This is a genomic window from Methylobacterium organophilum, assembly GCF_022533465.1.
Classification (GTDB): Bacteria; Pseudomonadota; Alphaproteobacteria; order Rhizobiales; family Beijerinckiaceae; genus Methylobacterium; species Methylobacterium organophilum.
The window spans coordinates 2,394,122-2,410,227 of sequence record NZ_CP092848.1; the positions used below are offsets into that span (position 1 = coordinate 2,394,122).

18 protein-coding genes are annotated in these 16,106 nt (G+C 69.9%); 13 read left to right on the forward strand and 5 right to left on the reverse strand.

Annotated elements, in window-relative coordinates; all coding sequences use genetic code 11:
• Positions 1-371 precede the first annotated feature (371 nt).
• From lpxC to MMB17_RS11050, 4 genes are all read left to right on the forward strand, one after another.
• Positions 372-1,319, forward strand: coding sequence for a UDP-3-O-acyl-N-acetylglucosamine deacetylase (lpxC, locus tag MMB17_RS11035; protein WP_241101947.1), 948 nt, complete (start codon positions 372-374; stop codon positions 1,317-1,319).
• 212 nt (positions 1,320-1,531) lie between these two features.
• The gene (locus MMB17_RS11040; RefSeq protein WP_238310284.1) at positions 1,532-2,401 is read left to right on the forward strand and encodes an outer membrane protein assembly factor BamD; all 870 of its coding nucleotides are present in this window, start codon (positions 1,532-1,534) and stop codon (positions 2,399-2,401) included.
• 155 nt (positions 2,402-2,556) lie between these two features.
• Positions 2,557-4,227 carry a DNA repair protein RecN gene (gene recN / locus MMB17_RS11045; RefSeq protein WP_241101948.1) on the forward strand — a complete coding sequence of 557 codons (1,671 nt, stop codon included), beginning with the start codon at positions 2,557-2,559 and terminating at the stop codon, positions 4,225-4,227.
• Between the two features lie 46 nt (positions 4,228-4,273).
• Positions 4,274-4,549, forward strand: a complete 276-nt coding sequence (locus tag MMB17_RS11050) for a hypothetical protein (protein ID WP_420847358.1) — start codon at positions 4,274-4,276, stop codon at positions 4,547-4,549.
• A 10-nt stretch (positions 4,550-4,559) separates the two neighbouring features.
• Here MMB17_RS11050 and MMB17_RS11055 read toward each other — a convergent pair whose 3' ends face one another.
• Complete coding sequence (locus MMB17_RS11055; protein ID WP_420847359.1) at positions 4,560-4,847, reverse strand: hypothetical protein; 288 nt, start codon at positions 4,845-4,847, stop codon at positions 4,560-4,562.
• A gap of 228 nt (positions 4,848-5,075) precedes the next feature.
• Between MMB17_RS11055 and pstS the strand changes: the two genes are divergently transcribed.
• The 6 genes from pstS (at position 5,076) to phoB (ending at position 10,648) form a co-directional block, all read left to right on the forward strand.
• Entirely contained in the window at positions 5,076-6,116 is a 1,041-nt protein-coding gene (gene pstS, locus MMB17_RS11060; RefSeq protein WP_241101950.1) for a phosphate ABC transporter substrate-binding protein PstS, read from the forward strand.
• A gap of 190 nt (positions 6,117-6,306) precedes the next feature.
• Entirely contained in the window at positions 6,307-7,281 is a 975-nt protein-coding gene (gene pstC, locus MMB17_RS11065; RefSeq protein WP_238310279.1) for a phosphate ABC transporter permease subunit PstC, read from the forward strand.
• A 16-nt stretch (positions 7,282-7,297) separates the two neighbouring features.
• Positions 7,298-8,197, forward strand: a complete 900-nt coding sequence (gene pstA, locus MMB17_RS11070) for a phosphate ABC transporter permease PstA (RefSeq protein WP_238310278.1) — start codon at positions 7,298-7,300, stop codon at positions 8,195-8,197.
• Between the two features lie 43 nt (positions 8,198-8,240).
• Positions 8,241-9,056: a phosphate ABC transporter ATP-binding protein PstB gene (pstB, locus tag MMB17_RS11075; RefSeq protein ID WP_241101951.1), complete on the forward strand. Its 816-nt coding sequence runs from the start codon at positions 8,241-8,243 to the stop codon at positions 9,054-9,056.
• Between the two features lie 55 nt (positions 9,057-9,111).
• Entirely contained in the window at positions 9,112-9,828 is a 717-nt protein-coding gene (gene phoU, locus MMB17_RS11080; protein WP_238310276.1) for a phosphate signaling complex protein PhoU, read from the forward strand.
• A 118-nt stretch (positions 9,829-9,946) separates the two neighbouring features.
• On the forward strand, positions 9,947-10,648 hold the full coding sequence (gene phoB / locus MMB17_RS11085) for a phosphate regulon transcriptional regulator PhoB (RefSeq protein ID WP_238310275.1): 702 nt from the start codon (positions 9,947-9,949) through the stop codon (positions 10,646-10,648).
• A gap of 45 nt (positions 10,649-10,693) precedes the next feature.
• Here phoB and MMB17_RS11090 read toward each other — a convergent pair whose 3' ends face one another.
• Positions 10,694-11,014, reverse strand: coding sequence for a DMT family transporter (locus tag MMB17_RS11090; protein WP_238310274.1), 321 nt, complete (start codon positions 11,012-11,014; stop codon positions 10,694-10,696).
• Between the two features lie 192 nt (positions 11,015-11,206).
• Positions 11,207-11,755 carry a GcrA family cell cycle regulator gene (locus MMB17_RS11095; protein ID WP_241101952.1) on the reverse strand — a complete coding sequence of 183 codons (549 nt, stop codon included), beginning with the start codon at positions 11,753-11,755 and terminating at the stop codon, positions 11,207-11,209.
• Between the two features lie 447 nt (positions 11,756-12,202).
• Between MMB17_RS11095 and MMB17_RS11100 the strand changes: the two genes are divergently transcribed.
• The gene (locus tag MMB17_RS11100) at positions 12,203-13,069 is read left to right on the forward strand and encodes a cell envelope integrity EipB family protein (protein WP_238310272.1); all 867 of its coding nucleotides are present in this window, start codon (positions 12,203-12,205) and stop codon (positions 13,067-13,069) included.
• Between the two features lie 6 nt (positions 13,070-13,075).
• Here MMB17_RS11100 and MMB17_RS11105 read toward each other — a convergent pair whose 3' ends face one another.
• On the reverse strand, positions 13,076-13,552 hold the full coding sequence (locus tag MMB17_RS11105) for an MgtC/SapB family protein (RefSeq protein WP_241101953.1): 477 nt from the start codon (positions 13,550-13,552) through the stop codon (positions 13,076-13,078).
• 106 nt (positions 13,553-13,658) lie between these two features.
• On the opposite strand from MMB17_RS11105, the gene MMB17_RS11110 reads away from it, so the two are divergent.
• Both MMB17_RS11110 and MMB17_RS25245 read left to right on the forward strand, forming a co-directional pair.
• The gene (locus tag MMB17_RS11110) at positions 13,659-14,234 is read left to right on the forward strand and encodes a PepSY domain-containing protein (protein ID WP_241101954.1); all 576 of its coding nucleotides are present in this window, start codon (positions 13,659-13,661) and stop codon (positions 14,232-14,234) included.
• Positions 14,235-14,288: 54 nt separating this feature from the next.
• Positions 14,289-14,852, forward strand: a complete 564-nt coding sequence (locus MMB17_RS25245) for a methylated-DNA--[protein]-cysteine S-methyltransferase (protein ID WP_276518066.1) — start codon at positions 14,289-14,291, stop codon at positions 14,850-14,852.
• Here the strand turns inward: MMB17_RS25245 and MMB17_RS11120 are convergent.
• Positions 14,830-16,098: a DNA polymerase IV gene (locus tag MMB17_RS11120; RefSeq protein WP_241101955.1), complete on the reverse strand. Its 1,269-nt coding sequence runs from the start codon at positions 16,096-16,098 to the stop codon at positions 14,830-14,832. The two genes, MMB17_RS25245 and MMB17_RS11120, sit on opposite strands and share 23 nt — an antisense overlap.
• Positions 16,099-16,106: the final 8 nt, after the last annotated feature.

The following is a 16,106-nucleotide window of genomic DNA, read 5'->3' on the forward strand; positions in this document are numbered from 1 at the left end:
ACCGATCGGCGAAGGCGCGCTGCGGGTTCCGCGGCGCGCCTTCGCGCGTGCGTCCGGCGCCGCCGGCCGGGGGTGTAGCGGCATTTATGCCACAGCGCCCGCGGCCGGAAAGGCGCTGTTAACCATTCGTTAATTGCTTGGGAAGTCACGGTTTTTTCTTAACTGTGTCGAAACCGTGGCTGTAACAGAACGTAAGAATCCGTGATTTGGCGGTGCAGTTCACCCCGTCTATACCAAGCCTCGGAACGACAAAGGCGCAGCGGCATGCACGGCCGCGAAGCGCCCGCAGAGGCTTCAAGCAGCGGACGGATCCCGATGTGACGTGCCCGAAAACGGGTGCGGGCGCTGGATCCTGGCCGAGGGCTAAGGGAATGCGGACGAACCAACAAACAACGATAAAATCGCCGGCGACCCTCAGCGGGATCGGCGTCCACTCCGGAAACCCGGTCGAGATCACCCTCCATCCAGCGCAAGCCAATCACGGAATAGCCTTCCTCCGCACGGGGACGCCCACCGGCAACGACCGGTTCATCAAGGCCCATCACGCCTGCGTCTCCGCCACCGAGCTCTGCACCGTCATCGGTGACAACGAGACCGGTGCCGTGGCCACCATCGAGCATCTGATGTCGGCCCTCTACGGGCTCGGGATCGACAACGTCCTCGTCGAGATCGACGGGCCGGAGATGCCGATCCTCGACGGCAGCGCCCGTCCCTTCGTCCAGGCCATCGACGCCGTCGGCATCGTCCATTGCGGCGCCGCCCGCCGCTGGATCAAGGTGCTGCGCCCGGTCCGCATCGAGGCCGGCCGCGGCTTTGCCGAGCTGCGCCCGATCGACCGGGGCTTCCGCCTCGACGTGGAGATCGATTTCGAGAGCCCGGTGATCGGCCGCAGCCGCAAGGTGCTGGATCTCACCCCCGCCGCCTATCGCCGCGAGATCGCCCCGGCCCGCACCTTCGGCATGATGCGGGACGTGGAGCGCTACTGGAAGGCGGGCTTCGCCCTCGGCGCCTCCCTCGAGAACACCGTGGCCGTCGGCGACACCGCCGTGGTCAACCCGGAAGGCCTCCGCTTCGCCGACGAGTTCGTCCGCCACAAGCTGCTCGACGCGGTCGGCGACCTCGCCCTGGCCGGCCTGCCGATCCAGGGGGCCTATCGCTCCTATTGCGGCGGCCACCGCATGAATGTCGGCGTGCTCACCGCCCTCTTCGCCGACCGGGCGAATTACTGCCTGGTCGAGGGCCAGGGCAGCCGCCGCGAGACTGCGCTGGCCGAGATCGGCGCCGGCCTGGGCCTCGCCGCCTTTGCCGCCGAGCTGTAACCCGCAAGCCACAGCCTTTCGCGGAAAGCGACGGCCCCCTTGCCGCCGCTTTCGCGCCCGAATCTGCTTCCACGGTAACCTCGCGTTAAGAGGGCGCGTCCCCCTGGCCCCCGGGGCCGGGGCGTGGCATCGGATGCCCCTGACGACGCGGTGTTGGCGTGGGAATGCGGGCCGGACGATGGTCGGCCGCGCCTGTTGAGGATGAGACCGGGATGCCTCTGAACTTCTCGACCCGCGGCGCCCTGGCGGTCGCGCTCCTGACCCTCGGCCTCGGTGGCTGCGACGGCTTCGATCCGACCGGCCTCTTCGCCGAGAAGTACGAGCCGAAGGTGATCGCCGACACCCCCGCGGACAAGCTCTACAGCGAGGGCTTGGCCAAGATGGAGGACCGGGACTACGAGGCGGCCACCAAGTCCTTCGAGCAGCTCGACAAGCAGTACGCCTATTCGGACTGGTCGCGCAAAGCGCTGCTGATGACGGCCTATTCGAACTACGAGGGCCAGAAGTACGACGACGCGATCAGCGCCTCGAAGCGCTATCTGCAGCGCCATCCGGCCAGCAAGGACGCGGCCTACGCCCAGTACCTGATGGCGATGTCGCAGTATAAGCAGATCCCGGACGTGACCCGCGACCAGGAGCGGTCCGAGCGGGCGCTCCAGGCGCTCCAGGAGCTGGTGCAGCGCTACCCGACCTCGGAATACGCCGCCGACGCCAAGGCCAAGATCCAGATCACCCGCGACCAGCTCGCCGGCAAGGAGATGGAGGTCGGTCGCTTCTACCTCGAGAAGCGCAACTTCCCGGCGGCGATCAACCGCTTCCGCAACGTGGTCAGCCAGTATCAGACCACCCGCCACGCCGAGGAAGCGCTGGAGCGCCTGACCGAGGCCTATATGGCGCTGGGTCTCACCGGCGAGGCGCAGACCGCGGCGGCCGTGCTCGGCCACAACTTCCCGGACAGCCCCTGGTACAAGGATGCCTTCGCCCTTCTCCAGAACGGCGGCCTGGAGCCCCGCGAGGAGAAGTCCTCCTGGCTCAGCAAGGTCTATCGCGGCGTCATCGGGCGCACGGCCGAGGCCAACTGACGGCCCGGACGGCGCGGACGATCGGGGCGGTGCCAATGGCGCCGCCCTTTCTTTTTGGAGAGAGGGCCGTCGTGCTCGGCTCCGACCCGCTTGGCCCCGACCCCGCTTGGCCCTAAACACGGGCCTCCTTCCACAGGCTTCCTTCCGCACGCGGCATGCTCGTCCAGCTCGCGATCCGCGACATCGTTCTGATCGACAAGCTCGAGCTGAACTTCGCCGACGGCCTGAGCGTCCTCACCGGCGAGACCGGCGCGGGCAAGTCGATCCTGCTCGACGCCTTCGCCCTGGCGCTCGGCGGCCGCGGCGACGGCAAGCTCGTGCGCCACGGCGAGGCGCAGGGCAGCGTCACTGCCGTGTTCGATGTCGGGCTCGACCATCCCGCCCGGGCGATCGCTGCGGAGGGCGGCCTCGACACCGAGGGCGACCTGATTCTGCGCCGGGTCCAGTTCGCCGACGGCCGCACCCGCGCCTTCGTCAACGACCAGCCCGCCGGCGTGCAGACGCTGAAGGCGATCGGCGCCGCCCTCGTGGAGATCCACGGCCAGCACGACGACCGGGCCCTGGCCGATCCGGCGAGCCACCGCACGATCCTCGACGCCTTCGGCGGCCTGGCCAAGCCCCTGGCCGAGGTGGCGGAGGCGTCCCGCCGGGTGCGGGGCGCCCGCACCGCTCTCGCCGAGCAGCGCGCCCGGGTCGAGGGCGCGCGCCGGGAGGCGGATTTCCTGCGCCACGCCGTCGAGGAGCTCGCTGCCCTCGATCCCCAGGCCGGGGAGGAGGCGACGCTGGCCGAGCGCCGCACGGTGATGCAGCAGAGCGAGAAGGTCGCCCGCGAGCTGAACGACGCCCTCGACGCGGTCGGCGGCCCGAACTCGATGGTGCCGCATCTCTCCTCGGCGGTGCGCCGGCTGGAGCGCCGCAGCGCGCAGCTGCCCGGCCTCGTCGATCCTTGCGTCGCCGCCCTCGACGCCGCCCTCGTCGCCCTCGACGAGGCCCGCAGCGTGCTCGACGCGGCGGTGCTCGCCGCGGAATTCGATCCCCGCGAGCTGGAGCGGGCCGAGGAGCGCCTGTTCGCCCTGCGCGCGGCCTCGCGGAAATACGACGTGCCCGCCGACGACCTCGCCGCCCTGCGTGCCCGCTACGAGGCGGACGTGGCGGCGATGGATGCCGGCGAGGAGGCCCTGGGCGGGCTCCAGGCCGCCCTCGACGCGGCGGAGGCCGCCTATGCGGCGGCGGCGAAGAAGCTCGCCGACGGGCGGCGGCGGGCGGCCAAGGCCCTGGACGCGGCGGTGCAGAAGGAATTGCCGCCGCTGAAGCTGGAGCGTGCCCGCTTCATCACCGAGATCGCCACGGACGAGGCCTCCCGCGACCCTGCCGGCACGGAGCGGGTCGAGTTCTTCGCCCAGACCAATCCCGGCACGCGGCCCGGCCCGATGATGAAGGTCGCCTCCGGCGGCGAGCTCTCCCGCTTCATGCTGGCCCTGAAGGTGGTGCTCGCCGACCGCGGCTCGGCCCCGACCCTGATCTTCGACGAGATCGATACCGGCGTCGGCGGCGCGGTGGCCGATGCCATCGGCGCCCGCCTCGCCCGGCTCTCGGAGCGGGTGCAGGTCGTGGCCGTCACCCACGCGCCCCAGGTGGCCGCCCGGGCCGAGCGCCATTTCCTGATCGCCAAGGATCCCGTGAAGGGCGGCCGCGTCGCGACCCGGGTGAGCAGCCTCACCACCGAGGCGCGCCGGGAGGAGATCGCCCGCATGCTGGCCGGCGCCATCGTGACCGACGAGGCCCGCGCCGCCGCCGCCCGGCTTTTGATGAGCGCCGAGGCCTGATCCGCCCCGGTGGCGGTGACGTTCGGGTAACCTTAACAATAAGGAAATGTTAACCAAGCTGCGCGAGGCTGGTCCCGGACGCATCGACGACGATTGCCAGGGTCGGAGCATGGGCAAGGCGATGTCACGGGATTGGGCCGGCATTCTCGGGATCGGCGGAAACGTGCCGCCCCGGTTGAGCACCGATACGCGGATGCATCTCGGCACGACGCTCCGCGCGGTCTACGCGGAGAGCTGCGACCGTCAGCCGATCACCGACACGCAGGTCGATCTTCTCCTGCGCCTGCGCCACAAGGAGCGCGACCGCCGGCGGGGCGAATAGGGCGAGCGGGCTACTGCCAGCGGCGGCCGCCGGGCCGGCGCTTGATCTCCGCGGCGCGGATCATGGTGAGGATGCGGTCGAGATCCTTGAGGAGGCTCGCCTCCTCCATCCGTGCCGCCTCGATCTCCGCCGGGTTCGACCCGAATTGCTGCCGCTGACGGGCGAGGGTGAGGGCGCGCTCCAGCTCGGCCCGCTCGCCATGCAGGGCGAGATAGACCGCATCCTGAGCGTTCGCGGCGCGACTCGGCCGCTCCGACGACGGTGAGGGCGGTGAATCCGCCACCTCGGCCTCCCGCATTCCACAACGATAACCGGCATGTCCTCAACGCACGGGCATCCTGGCAGGGTTCCTTCCCCGGCTCCGTGATCTCGGGCAGGGCGTTGTCACGTCCTTGTCATGTCATCGTCATATGCGCGGTGCGTCGGGTGATTACCGCAGCGCAGGCCGTGAGGTACGCGCAGGGTCCGCCTCAGCAGCGGGCCGGCGTCCCGCGCCCCCGGTGCCCGACACGACACGGAGATGCACGTGAAACCCTTCGCTTACGCGCTGGCCCTCGGTCTCGCGACCGCTCAGCTCGCCTTCCCCGCCCTGGCCGCCGATATCACCGGCGCCGGCGCGACCTTCCCCTTCCCGGTCTATTCCAAGTGGGCCGAGGCCTACCGCAAGGAGACCGGCACGGGCCTGAACTACCAGTCGATCGGTTCCGGCGGCGGCATCAAGCAGATCCAGGCCAAGACGGTCGATTTCGGCGCCACCGACGCCCCGCTGAAGGGCGCGCAGCTCGAGAAGGACGGCCTCGTCCAGTTCCCGACCGTGATGGGCGGCGTGGTCCCGGTGGTGAACATCGCCGGCCTGGAGCCGGGCAAGCTGAAGCTCAACGGTGAGCTGCTCGCCGACATCTACGCCGGCAAGATCGCCAAGTGGTCCGACCCGAAGATCGCCAAGCTGAACGAGGGCGTGAAGCTCCCCGACGCGCCGATCACCCCGGTCTACCGCTCCGACGCCTCCGGCACGACCAACATCTTCACGACCTACCTCTCCGGCGTCTCCGAGAGCTGGAAGAAGGAATACGGCGCGGCCACCACGATCAGCTGGCCGGTGGGTCAGGGCGGCAAGGGCAACGAGGGCGTCACCGCCACCGTCAAGCAGGTCCCGAACGCCATCGGCTACGTCGAGTCGGCCTATGCCAAGCAGAACAAGCTTGGCTACGCCCTCCTCGAGAACAAGGCCGGCAAGTTCCCGCAGCCCGACGACAAGGCGTTCCAGGCCGCCGCCGCCAGCGCCGACTGGAAGGCCGCCCCGGGCTTCGGCATCTCCCTGACCAACCAGGCCGGCGAGGGCGCGTGGCCGATCACCGCCGCGACCTTCATCCTGGTCTACAAGGAGCCCGCCGACGCGGCCAAGACCGCTGACGTGCTCAAGTTCTTCGACTGGGCCTACAAGAACGGCGACAAGCTCGCGACCGAGCTCGACTACGTGCCGCTGCCCGACAACGTCGTCGCCCAGATCCACGAGGAGTGGAAGACCATCAAGGGCAAGGACGGCAAGCCCGTCTTCGGGATGTAATCCCCTCGGCCTTCCCCCGCTCCGGCGGGGGAAGGCTTTTTCAGGATCGGGCGTGCCGAGCACCCGGCCGTCGACGATCTTAAAGACCAGTTCCGCCTTTCCCCAGATGGGGTGAGGGAAGACGACGGGACCCGCTCGCGCCCGCGGCTTCGGCGCGCTAAACGCCACCCCTTCGACAGAGCATGAGCGGATGACCGCGTTGACCCAAGAGATCGCCCTGGCGCGCAGCGAGCGAGCGGCCCGGACCGTTCCGAGCCGGAGCCTCGACAGCCTGTTCCGCGCCTGCGCCTACGGCGCGGCCCTCCTCGTCCTCCTCGTTCTGGTCGGTATCATCGGCTCGATCGTCTGGGGCGCCTGGCCGGCCTTCAGCGAGTTCGGGCCCGGCTTCGTCACCTCCAGCGCCTGGAATGTCGGCACCGAGCAGTTCGGCGCCCTGGTCGCCGTGATAGGCACCCTGGTCTCGGCCCTGATCGCCCTGGTGATCGGCGTGCCCCTCTCCCTGGCCATCGCCATCTACCTGACGCAGCTCGCCCCCGGCTGGGCGCGCAAGCCGGTCGCCATGGTGATCGAGCTGCTCGCCGCCGTGCCGAGCATCATCTACGGCATGTGGGGCCTGTTCGTGTTCGCGCCTCTCTTCGCCCATTACGTGCAGATGCCGGTCTCGAACCTCGTCGAGGGCCTGCCGATCGTCGGCACGCTGCTCTATTCCCGGGTGCCCTCCGGCGTCGGCGTGCTCACCGCGGGCATCATCCTCGCGATCATGATCGTGCCCTTCGTGGCCTCGATCACCCGCGACATGCTCGACCAGATCCCGACCGTGCTGCGCGAGAGCGCCTTCGGCATCGGCTGCACGACCTGGGAGGTGGTGCGCCACGTGCTGGTGCCGCAGGCCTCCGTCTCGATCATCGGCGCCGTCATGCTCGGCCTCGGCCGCGCCCTCGGCGAGACCATGGCGGTCACCTTCGTGATCGGCAACGCGAACCGGCTCTCCGCCTCGATCTTCGATCCGGGCTCCACCATCGCCTCGCGCATCGCCAACGAGTTCAACGAGGCGGACGGCCTGCAGCTCAACGCCCTGATGGCCCTCGGCTGCATCCTGTTCGTCATCACCTTCTTCGTCCTCATCGTCGCCCGCTACCTGACGCGGCGCGTGAAGGCCGCGTGAGCCGGGAGCGCTCTCCATGGACGCCACCAATCCCTACGCCTCGGCCGAGGCCGCTTCCGTCCCCCGCGGCTCCCGCGTCCGGCCGAGCCGGCGGGTCGCCGACCGGCTGCTGCGCACCTCCTGCACCCTGGCCACGGCCATTGGCGCCGTGGTGCTCGGCTCGATCCTGATCATGCTGATCTGGAAGGGGCTCGAGGGCTTCTCGCTCTCGCTCCTGACGCACCCGACGCCGGGCCCCGGCACCGAGGGCGGCGGCATCGCCAACGCGATCCTCGGCAGCCTGATCCTGACGACGATCGGCATCGCGGTCGCCACCCCCGTCGGCGTGATGGCGGGCACCTACCTCGCCGAGTATGGCCGGAACTCGCAGCTCGCCAACGTGATCCGCTTCCTCAACGACATCCTGCTCTCGGCGCCCTCGATCCTGATCGGCCTGTTCGTCTACACCCTGATGGTGCGGCCGATGGGCTCCTATTCCGGCTGGGCCGGCGGCGTGGCCCTGGCGATCATCGCGACGCCGGTGATCGTGCGCACCACCGAGGACATGCTGCGCCTCGTTCCGGGCTCGCTGCGCGAGGCCGGCGCCGCCCTCGGCGCGCCGATGTCCAAGGTCATCACCAGCGTGACCTGGCGCGCAGCCTCCGCGGGCATCGTCACCGGCGTGATCCTGGCGCTCGCCCGCATCGCCGGCGAGACCGCGCCGCTGCTGTTCACGGCGCTCAACAACAACAACTGGTTCCGGGCCGACCTGATGGGCGGCGTCGCGAACCTGCCGGTGATGATCTACCAGTTCGCGCTCTCGCCCTACGGCAACTGGCAAAGCCTCGCCTGGGCCGGCGCGCTGCTCATCACCGTCACCATCCTCGCGCTGTCGATCACCGCGCGCTTCGTCGTCAAGGACCAGCGGGCGCGCTGAGCCGCGCGCGCCCCCGAGCCTATCCAGTCAAGGACGAGCCTCCATGAGCGTCTCCCCCGCCCTCCGCAGCCAGATGAACAACCGCGCGCCCGCCGACGACAAGGCGCCGATCCGCATCGCCGTGAAGGACCTGAACTTCTATTACGGCCAGTTCCACGGCCTGAAGGGCATCAACCTCAACTTCCACGACCGGCAGGTCACGGCGCTGATCGGCCCTTCCGGCTGCGGGAAGTCGACCCTGCTGCGCACCTTCAACCGCATCTACAGCCTCTACCCCGAGCAGCGGGCCGAGGGGCAGATCCTGGTCGACGGCCAGAAAATCCTCGATCCGAAGGTCGACCTGAACGAACTGCGGGCCCGTATCGGCATGGTGTTCCAGAAGCCGACGCCCTTCCCGATGTCGATCTACGACAACGTCGCCTTCGGCCTGCGCCTCTACGAGAAGCTGCCCAAATCCGAACTCGACGGTCGCGTCGAGGACGCCCTGCGCAAGTCCGCCCTCTGGGAGGAGGTCAAGGACAAGCTCAAGCAGTCCGGCATGGGTCTCTCCGGCGGCCAGCAGCAGCGCCTCTGCATCGCCCGCTCCGTGGCCCAGCGTCCGGAGGTGATCCTGTTCGACGAGCCCACCTCGGCCCTCGACCCGATCTCCACCGGCCGCATCGAGGAGCTGATCGACCAGCTGCGCAACGAATTCACGATCGTGATCGTGACGCACAACATGCAGCAGGCCGCCCGCATCTCGCAGTTCACGGCGTTCATGTATCTCGGCGAGCTGATCGAGTTCGGCCCGACGACGAAGATCTTCATGAACCCCGACAAACGTCAGACCCAGGACTACATCACCGGCCGCTTCGGCTGAGACGAGATCCTTCCGCCGGGGCCGCGCGGAGCGGCCCGATCCTGGAGTCCAACAGATGTCAGAACATATCGTCAGCTCCTACGACCAGGATCTCGAGGACCTGCGCCGGGCCATCTCGGAGATGGGCGGCGTCGCCGAGAAGATGATGACCGACGCGACCGAGGCGCTGGTGCGCCGGGATACGGCGCTGGCCCAGGCCGTCATCACCGCCGACAAGCGGCTCGACACGCTCCAGCGTGAGATCGAGGAGCGCTCGGTGCTCCTCATCGCCCGCCGCCAGCCCCTGGCCATCGACCTGCGCGAGACCATCTCGGGCATCCGCGTCGCCGGCGATCTAGAGCGTATCGGCGACCTCGCCAAGAACATCGCCAAGCGGGTCGTCGCCATCGGCGACCAGACCCAGCCGCAGAAGATCGTGCTGGGCGTCCAGCACATGAGCGACCTCGTCCAAGAGCAGCTCAAGGACGTGCTCGACGCCTACGGCACCCGGGACGTCTCGGCCGCCCACGACGTGTGGCAGCGCGACAGCGCGATCGATGCGCTCTACAACTCGCTGTTCCGGGAACTCCTGACCTACATGATGGAGGATCCGCGCAACATCTCGTTCTGCACGCATCTCCTGTTCTGCGCCAAGAACGTCGAGCGCATCGGCGACCACACCACCAACATCGCCGAGACCATCGAGTATCTCGTCACCGGCGAGACCCCGGCCGGCGAGCGCCCGAAGAACGACGCCTCGAACTACGCCACCGTTCAGCCCGGCGCCGCCTGACCCTTCCTGTCGCGAGCCGCCGCCCGCATCCGTCGGGCGGCGGCTCCAGTCTTTGTACAGTCCGCTTCCCGACGTGCACCGGCCTCCGCCTCGTTGGGACGCGTTCCAAGAGGCACCCATGACGAGCGCCCGGATCCTGATCGTCGAGGACGAGGAAGCCCTCACCACGCTCCTGCGCTACAACCTCGAGGCCGAGGGCTTCGCCGTCGACCACGCCGCGCGGGGCGACGAGGCGGACCTGCTGCTGCGCGAGCAGATCCCCGACCTGATCCTGCTCGACTGGATGCTGCCGGGCCTGTCGGGCATCGAGCTGTGCCGCCGCATCCGCGCCCGCCGCGAGACCGAACGCTTGCCGGTGATCATGCTCACCGCCCGGGGGGAGGAGGGCGACCGGGTGCGCGGCCTCTCCACCGGGGCGGACGACTACATCGTCAAGCCCTTCTCGGTGCCGGAGCTGCTGGCGCGGGTGCGGGCGCTGCTGCGCCGGGCCAAGCCCGCCCATCTTGCCGACACGCTGGTGGCCGGCGACATCGAGCTCGACCGGGTGAGCCACCGCATCCGCCGCCAGGGCCGCGAGATCCATCTCGGGCCGACCGAGTTCAAGCTGCTCGAATACCTGATGCAGAGCCCCGGCCGGGTCTTTTCCCGGGAACAGCTCCTCGACGGGGTCTGGGGCCACGACGTCTATATCGACGAGCGCACCGTCGACGTGCATGTCGGCCGCCTGCGCAAGGCCATCAATCGTCCGCGCCAGACCGACCCGATCCGCACCGTGCGCGGATCGGGCTATTCCTTCGACGAGATGTTCGCGGGCGGCTGAGGGGTTTTTCGCGAGAGCGGTGGGGCGTTTCGAGCGCCCGCCGGCTCACGCGTCCGAGGACAGCTTCATCATCACGAGGCCGCTGACGATGAGCAGGGCGGCGATGACCCGCGGGGCATTCGCCGGCTCGCCGAGCACGAGGATGCCGACGAGGAAGGCGCCCACCGCGCCGATGCCTGTCCAGACCGTATAGGCCGTGCCGAGGGGCAGGCTGCGCATCGCGATCGAGAGAAGCACCACGCTCGCGACCATCGCGACCAGGGTGACGAGGGCCGGCACCGGCTTCGTGAAGCCCGCGGATTGCTTCATCGTGAAGGCCCAGACGACCTCCAGGATCCCGGCGGCGAACAGAATGAACCAGGCCATGGTCCGGCTCTCCTTGAGAAGGCCGGGCCGTCCCGGACATCCTGCCCCGATGCGGGTGAGGTCGTTGCCTCGCGGGAAACCTTAGTGCGCCCTATCCGAAAGGCGAGGCTTGCCGGGTGCAAGGCGGCACCCCGAAACGAAAAGGCGGGCCGGAGCCCGCCTGTCAGCCGCCTGTGCCCGGTCGGGCGCGCGTCAGCGGAAGCCCGCCACGCGACGGTCGCGCTTGCGCTCGGCCGCCGGCTGGTAGGCGATCTGGGCGTGCTGCGTGCAATAGGGTAGGCCGGTGATCGAACGGGCACCGCAGAAGCGGAATTCCGGCGAGGTCGGGTCGCCCATCGGCCAGCGGCACATGGATTCCCGCAGTTCCATGATGGTGACGCGCTGGGACACCGCGATCACCGCGGGCTCGGGCGCCGCCGGGGGCGGAACGATCGGGAAGTCCGGGGCCGGGCGATGGGTCACGATGGCCGGCGGCTCGGGCAGGACCACCTCCTCCACCACGGCGGCGATGGGCAGGGCCTCCTCGCTCTCCGCGCCGGACTTCTTGCGGGGGGCGGCCTGGGTGGGGCCCGTAGGCTTCACCCGGCCGGCGAGGCCGAGGCGATGCACCTTGCCGATCACGGCATTGCGCGAGATCCCGCCGATCTGCGAGGCGATCTGGCTGGCGCTCAGACCATCCTCCCACAGCCGACGCAGAAGCTCGACGCGCTCGTCCGTCCAGCTCGGAACCGCCTCGCTCATGGCCCCTCCACGTCGTCTCGTTCCCGCGGCCGGTGCCCGCGCCGCCTCGCCCGGTGGTGCCGGCGGCCGGGCAGTCCGAACCTGTCGGTGATGCCCGCCGGGTCTCCCCCCGGCGATGAAGCGGAGCCTACAGGAGCCCGTGAGGCCGGTGCAAGAGTCGAGCGGCCCCGCCGTCCTGTTTCCACCGCCAATGCCGTGATGCAGCCTCATCTCCGGGAAATGCTAGTATTAGTTGTAAATATCGAGAATATGCTCTTCAGATAGAAAGTCTTTTGATCCCCGTCGTTTGGCCAGCTTGCCGGGTCGGTCGGGGCTCGTCCGCGGCGCGCCCCGTGCGCCTGCCGGGATTGCGAGCGCTCGCATTGCCCGGCGCCGACGATTGCCTATGTTGGGCGCGACCGAGCCCGGGCCTGCCCGGGTTTGCCGGACAGCCTCGGGAACGCCCGCATGCGCCTTGCCCCGCTCTGCCTGCTCCTCACGGTGAACGCCGCCCTGGCGGCGCCTCCCGGACAGACCGCACCGCCCGCCGGCGAGCCGCCAGTGCGGCTCGCCAACCACAAGGCGGTCTACGACCTGTCGCTGGCCGGCAGTTCCGGTACCCGCGCGGTGGAGAGCGCCCGCGGGCGCATCGTGCTCGATTTCTCCGGCGATGCCTGTCGGGGCTACACGATGCAGACGCGGCAGGTGACGATGCTCTCCTCCAGCGAGAGCGGCGACCGCACCTCGGACCTGCGCAACACCACCTACGAGAGCGGCGAGGGCGACAGCTTCCGCTTCAAGACCGTGACGATCCTCAACGGCGTGCCGACGCCCGCGGTGGACGGCACCGCCGACCGCTCGGCCGAAGGCATGAAGGTGAAGCTCAAGGAGCCCAAGCGCGACCAGTTCGGCGCCTCGGGCGAGGTGCTGTTCCCGAGCCGCCATATGCGGCGCCTCGTCGAGGCGGCGCGGGCCGGGGAGACCACCCTCGGCGTGAAGGTGTTCGACGGCTCCGACGACGGCCGCAAGGTCTACGACACCCTGGCGGTGATCGGCCGGCCCTCGGCCCAGCCGGCCGCGGCCAAGGCCGACCGGGACAAGCCCCTGCGCGAGGGCCCGCTCGCCAGCATGCGGCGCTGGCCCGTGACGCTGAGCTACTTCACCCCGGGGGAGGGGGAGCGCACCCCCGTCTACACCCTGACCTTCGACCTCTACGAGAACGGCGTCAGCGGCGCCCTGCATCTCGATTACGGCGACTTCTCCATCGACGGCGACCTGAAGAGCATCGAGCTCACCAAGGCCGATCCCAAGGCCGAGGGCGAGTGCGGGCGGTAAGGGCGCTCAATCCGGCCGATCGTGGTGGCGCGGCGTCAGGCCCGCCTTGTCGAGCAGCGTGAGCAGCAGGTGGATCCCCGCGGCGAACGCCATGGCGGCCGCGAGCAGGCGGAACTGCGCCGCGCCGGCCACGATGCCGGCCGAGGCCGAGAACCAGACGCTCGCCGCCGTGGTGAGGTTCTTCACGTCGCTTTTCGCCACGAAGATCGTGCCGGCGGCGATGAAGCCGATCGCCTGGGCGAGGCCCTGGATCACCCGCAGCGGGTCGGCGTCGCCCCCCTGCGCGCGCACCTGGGTATAGAGGCTCAGCGCCGAGGTGGTGATCAGCGCGGCGCTGAGGGCGACGAGGGCGTGGGTTCGGATGCCTGCATCCTTGCCCCGCCATTCCCGCTCCAGTCCGAGCAGCAGGCCGCAGAGGGTCGCCGCGCCCAAACGGACCAGGATCGCGCCGAGACTCAGGGTATCCGCATCGAGTGAGTTCACGTCGGCAAAGGGCTCCCCGACGACGCGCCGCGCCACTGCCCATGAAACGGAAATTCCGCGACGACGTTTCCACGACCCAACACGCAACCGGATCGAGGAGGCGACGATGATGAAGCGATTGACCCTGGCGACCGCCGTTCTGGCCCTGAGCACTGGCCTCGCGGCCGCGGCGGAGCAGCCCGCCGGCGACCGGCCCGCGACGACCGGCGCCACCCAGACCGGCAAGGACCTCAAGGAATTCCAGGCCGCGGCCCTTGCCAAGACCAGCCTCGCCCAGGCGCTGACCACCGCCGAGAGCCAGGGCGACAAGGGCCGCGCCATCGAAGCCGATTTCGAGCGCGCGGACGGCAAGAACCCGGCCCATTACGCGATCAAGGTCGTTTATCCGGACGGCAAGCTCGTCGAGTACGGGATCGATGCCGACACGGGCAAACTCTACAAGACCGAGAACCAGCCGATCGAGCGCTACTTCACCCGGCTGAAGCCCGCCGATTTCCAGAAGGCCTCGACCTCGCTCAAGGACGCCCTTGCCATCGCCGAGAAGCAGGCCGGCGGCGGCAAGGCCTACGAGGCGGAGGTGAAGCGGGACGGCTCGGCGGTGCGCTACGACATCTCCGTGGCCCTCGCCGACACCACCCGCGAGATCAAGGTCGGGCCGGACGGCAAGATCGTCGGCGATTGACCGCCGGCAGGACAACCGCCACTCCGGGGGTACGCCCCCGGAGTGGATCCCCCGATGACCGCAGAGCTGCGCCTCCTGAGCTTCGAGGGTCCCGGGCCGATCGGCCCGGTCCACGCCGTCCATGACGGGGCACGGCTCCTCGCCCTCGATTTCGGCGCGCCCGATGCGCGGCTGACGCGGCTCCTCCAGCGCCGCTTCGGAGCGGCGGTGTCGCTGCGCGCAGGGGGCGACGCCCTCGGCCTCCGCGCCGGCCTGCAGGCCTATTTCGATGGGGAGCTCGCGGCCCTCGACCGGATCCCGATCGATGGCGGCGGCTCGCCCTTCCAGAAGCGGGTCTGGGCGGCCCTGCGGGAGATCCCGGCCGGGCAGACCCGCAGCTACGGCGCTCTCGCCGCCCGTCTCGGCCTGCCGGGCGCGGCCCGGGCGGTGGGGCTCGCCAACGGGCAGAACCCGATCAGCCTCGTCGTGCCCTGCCACCGGGTGATCGGCGCCAACGGCACGCTGACCGGCTATGGCGGCGGGATCGCGCGCAAGCGCTGGCTGCTCGCCCACGAGGCCGCCCATCGGCCCGCGCTCCCGCTCTTCGCCGCGTCCCTCAGCCCCGTTCCGCCGGCCTGAAGCCGAGGCCCCGCTGCACGGCCGCGGCGCCGAAGCGTTCGCGGACCTTGTCGAGGGCCGCCTCCCGCCGCGCCACGGCGGCGACGCTGCTGTCGACGAGGTCGCCCCGGTCGGCATGGATCGCGGCGCAGAGATCGCCCCCGCCGATGCCGATCAGCCGGAAGCGGGTGCCGTCGCAGGCCTCGCGCAGCATCGGCTCCCCCTCCCGGAAGAGGCGATCGGCGAGCTGCGTCGGGCTGAGGCCGCCGCGGGTGCGGGTGCGCAGGCGGAAGGACTCGTCCTTCAGCTTCAGGGTCACGCTGCCGGCGGCGAGGCCCGCTTTCTTGAGCCGGCCCGAGACCTTCTCGCAGAGCCGCCACAGGATCGGCCGCAACTCCGCGAAATCGGCGATGTCGGCAGAGAAGGTCGTCTCGGCGGAGACGGTCTTGGCCTCCCGGCTCGTCTTCACCGGGCGGCCGTCGCGACCCTCGGCCAGGGCGATCAGGCGCTCCGCCTCCCGCCCCAGGGCGGCGTGAAGCCGCTTCGGATCGGCGCGGGCGATGTCGCCGACCCGGCGGATGCCCAGGCTCGCCAGCCGCTCCTGCGCCGCACCGCCGATGCCCGGCAGGATGCCCACCGGCCGGTCGGCGAGGAAGTCCCGCGCCTCCTCCGGGGCGATGATCGAGAAGCCCCGCGGCTTGTCGAGGTCGCTCGCGATCTTGGCCAGGAACTTGTTGGCCGAGAGCCCGACCGAGACCGTGATGCCGATCTCCCGCTCCACCCGTGCGGCGAACCGGGCCAGGGTCACGGCCGGGGACGCCCCGTGCAGCCGCGCGGTGCCCGAGAGGTCGAGGAAGGCCTCGTCGATCGAGACCGGCTCCACGGCGGGGGTCAGGTCGAGCATCATCGCCCGCACCGCGCGGCCGACCTTGGCGTATTTCTCCATGTCCGGCCGCAGCACCACCGCCTGCGGGCAGAGCTTGAGCGCCTTGAACATCGGCATGGCCGAGCGCACGCCGTCGATCCGCGCGAGGTAGCAGGCGGTGGCGACCACGCCGCGCTTGCCCCCGCCGATGATCAGCGGCCGGTCCCGCAAGGCGGGGTCGTCGCGCTTCTCGATGGTGGCGTAGAAGGCGTCGCAATCGATATGCGCGATCGCGAGTCGGTCGCGGGCGGGATGGTGCAGGAGCCGCGGCGAGCCGCAGGCACGGCAGCGCTGCGCGCCGGCCGGCTGTTCCGTCAGGCAATCGCGGCAGAACGGGAACAAGGCTCGAT

Excerpts from the sequence above, each read along its gene's own strand:
- lpxC (WP_241101947.1), top strand. The coding sequence starts at position 372 with ATGCGGACGAACCAACAAACAACGATAAAATCGCCGGCGACCCTCAGC.
- MMB17_RS11040 (WP_238310284.1), top strand. The coding sequence starts at position 1,532 with ATGCCTCTGAACTTCTCGACCCGCGGCGCCCTGGCGGTCGCGCTCCTG.
- recN (WP_241101948.1), top strand. The coding sequence starts at position 2,557 with ATGCTCGTCCAGCTCGCGATCCGCGACATCGTTCTGATCGACAAGCTC.
- MMB17_RS11050 (WP_420847358.1), top strand. The coding sequence starts at position 4,274 with ATGTTAACCAAGCTGCGCGAGGCTGGTCCCGGACGCATCGACGACGAT.
- MMB17_RS11055 (WP_420847359.1), bottom strand. The coding sequence starts at position 4,847 with ATGCGGGAGGCCGAGGTGGCGGATTCACCGCCCTCACCGTCGTCGGAG.
- pstC (WP_238310279.1), top strand. The coding sequence starts at position 6,307 with ATGACCGCGTTGACCCAAGAGATCGCCCTGGCGCGCAGCGAGCGAGCG.
- pstA (WP_238310278.1), top strand. The coding sequence starts at position 7,298 with ATGGACGCCACCAATCCCTACGCCTCGGCCGAGGCCGCTTCCGTCCCC.
- pstB (WP_241101951.1), top strand. The coding sequence starts at position 8,241 with ATGAGCGTCTCCCCCGCCCTCCGCAGCCAGATGAACAACCGCGCGCCC.
- phoU (WP_238310276.1), top strand. The coding sequence starts at position 9,112 with ATGTCAGAACATATCGTCAGCTCCTACGACCAGGATCTCGAGGACCTG.
- phoB (WP_238310275.1), top strand. The coding sequence starts at position 9,947 with ATGACGAGCGCCCGGATCCTGATCGTCGAGGACGAGGAAGCCCTCACC.
- MMB17_RS11090 (WP_238310274.1), bottom strand. The coding sequence starts at position 11,014 with ATGGCCTGGTTCATTCTGTTCGCCGCCGGGATCCTGGAGGTCGTCTGG.
- MMB17_RS11095 (WP_241101952.1), bottom strand. The coding sequence starts at position 11,755 with ATGAGCGAGGCGGTTCCGAGCTGGACGGACGAGCGCGTCGAGCTTCTG.
- MMB17_RS11100 (WP_238310272.1), top strand. The coding sequence starts at position 12,203 with ATGCGCCTTGCCCCGCTCTGCCTGCTCCTCACGGTGAACGCCGCCCTG.
- MMB17_RS11110 (WP_241101954.1), top strand. The coding sequence starts at position 13,659 with ATGATGAAGCGATTGACCCTGGCGACCGCCGTTCTGGCCCTGAGCACT.
- MMB17_RS25245 (WP_276518066.1), top strand. The coding sequence starts at position 14,289 with ATGACCGCAGAGCTGCGCCTCCTGAGCTTCGAGGGTCCCGGGCCGATC.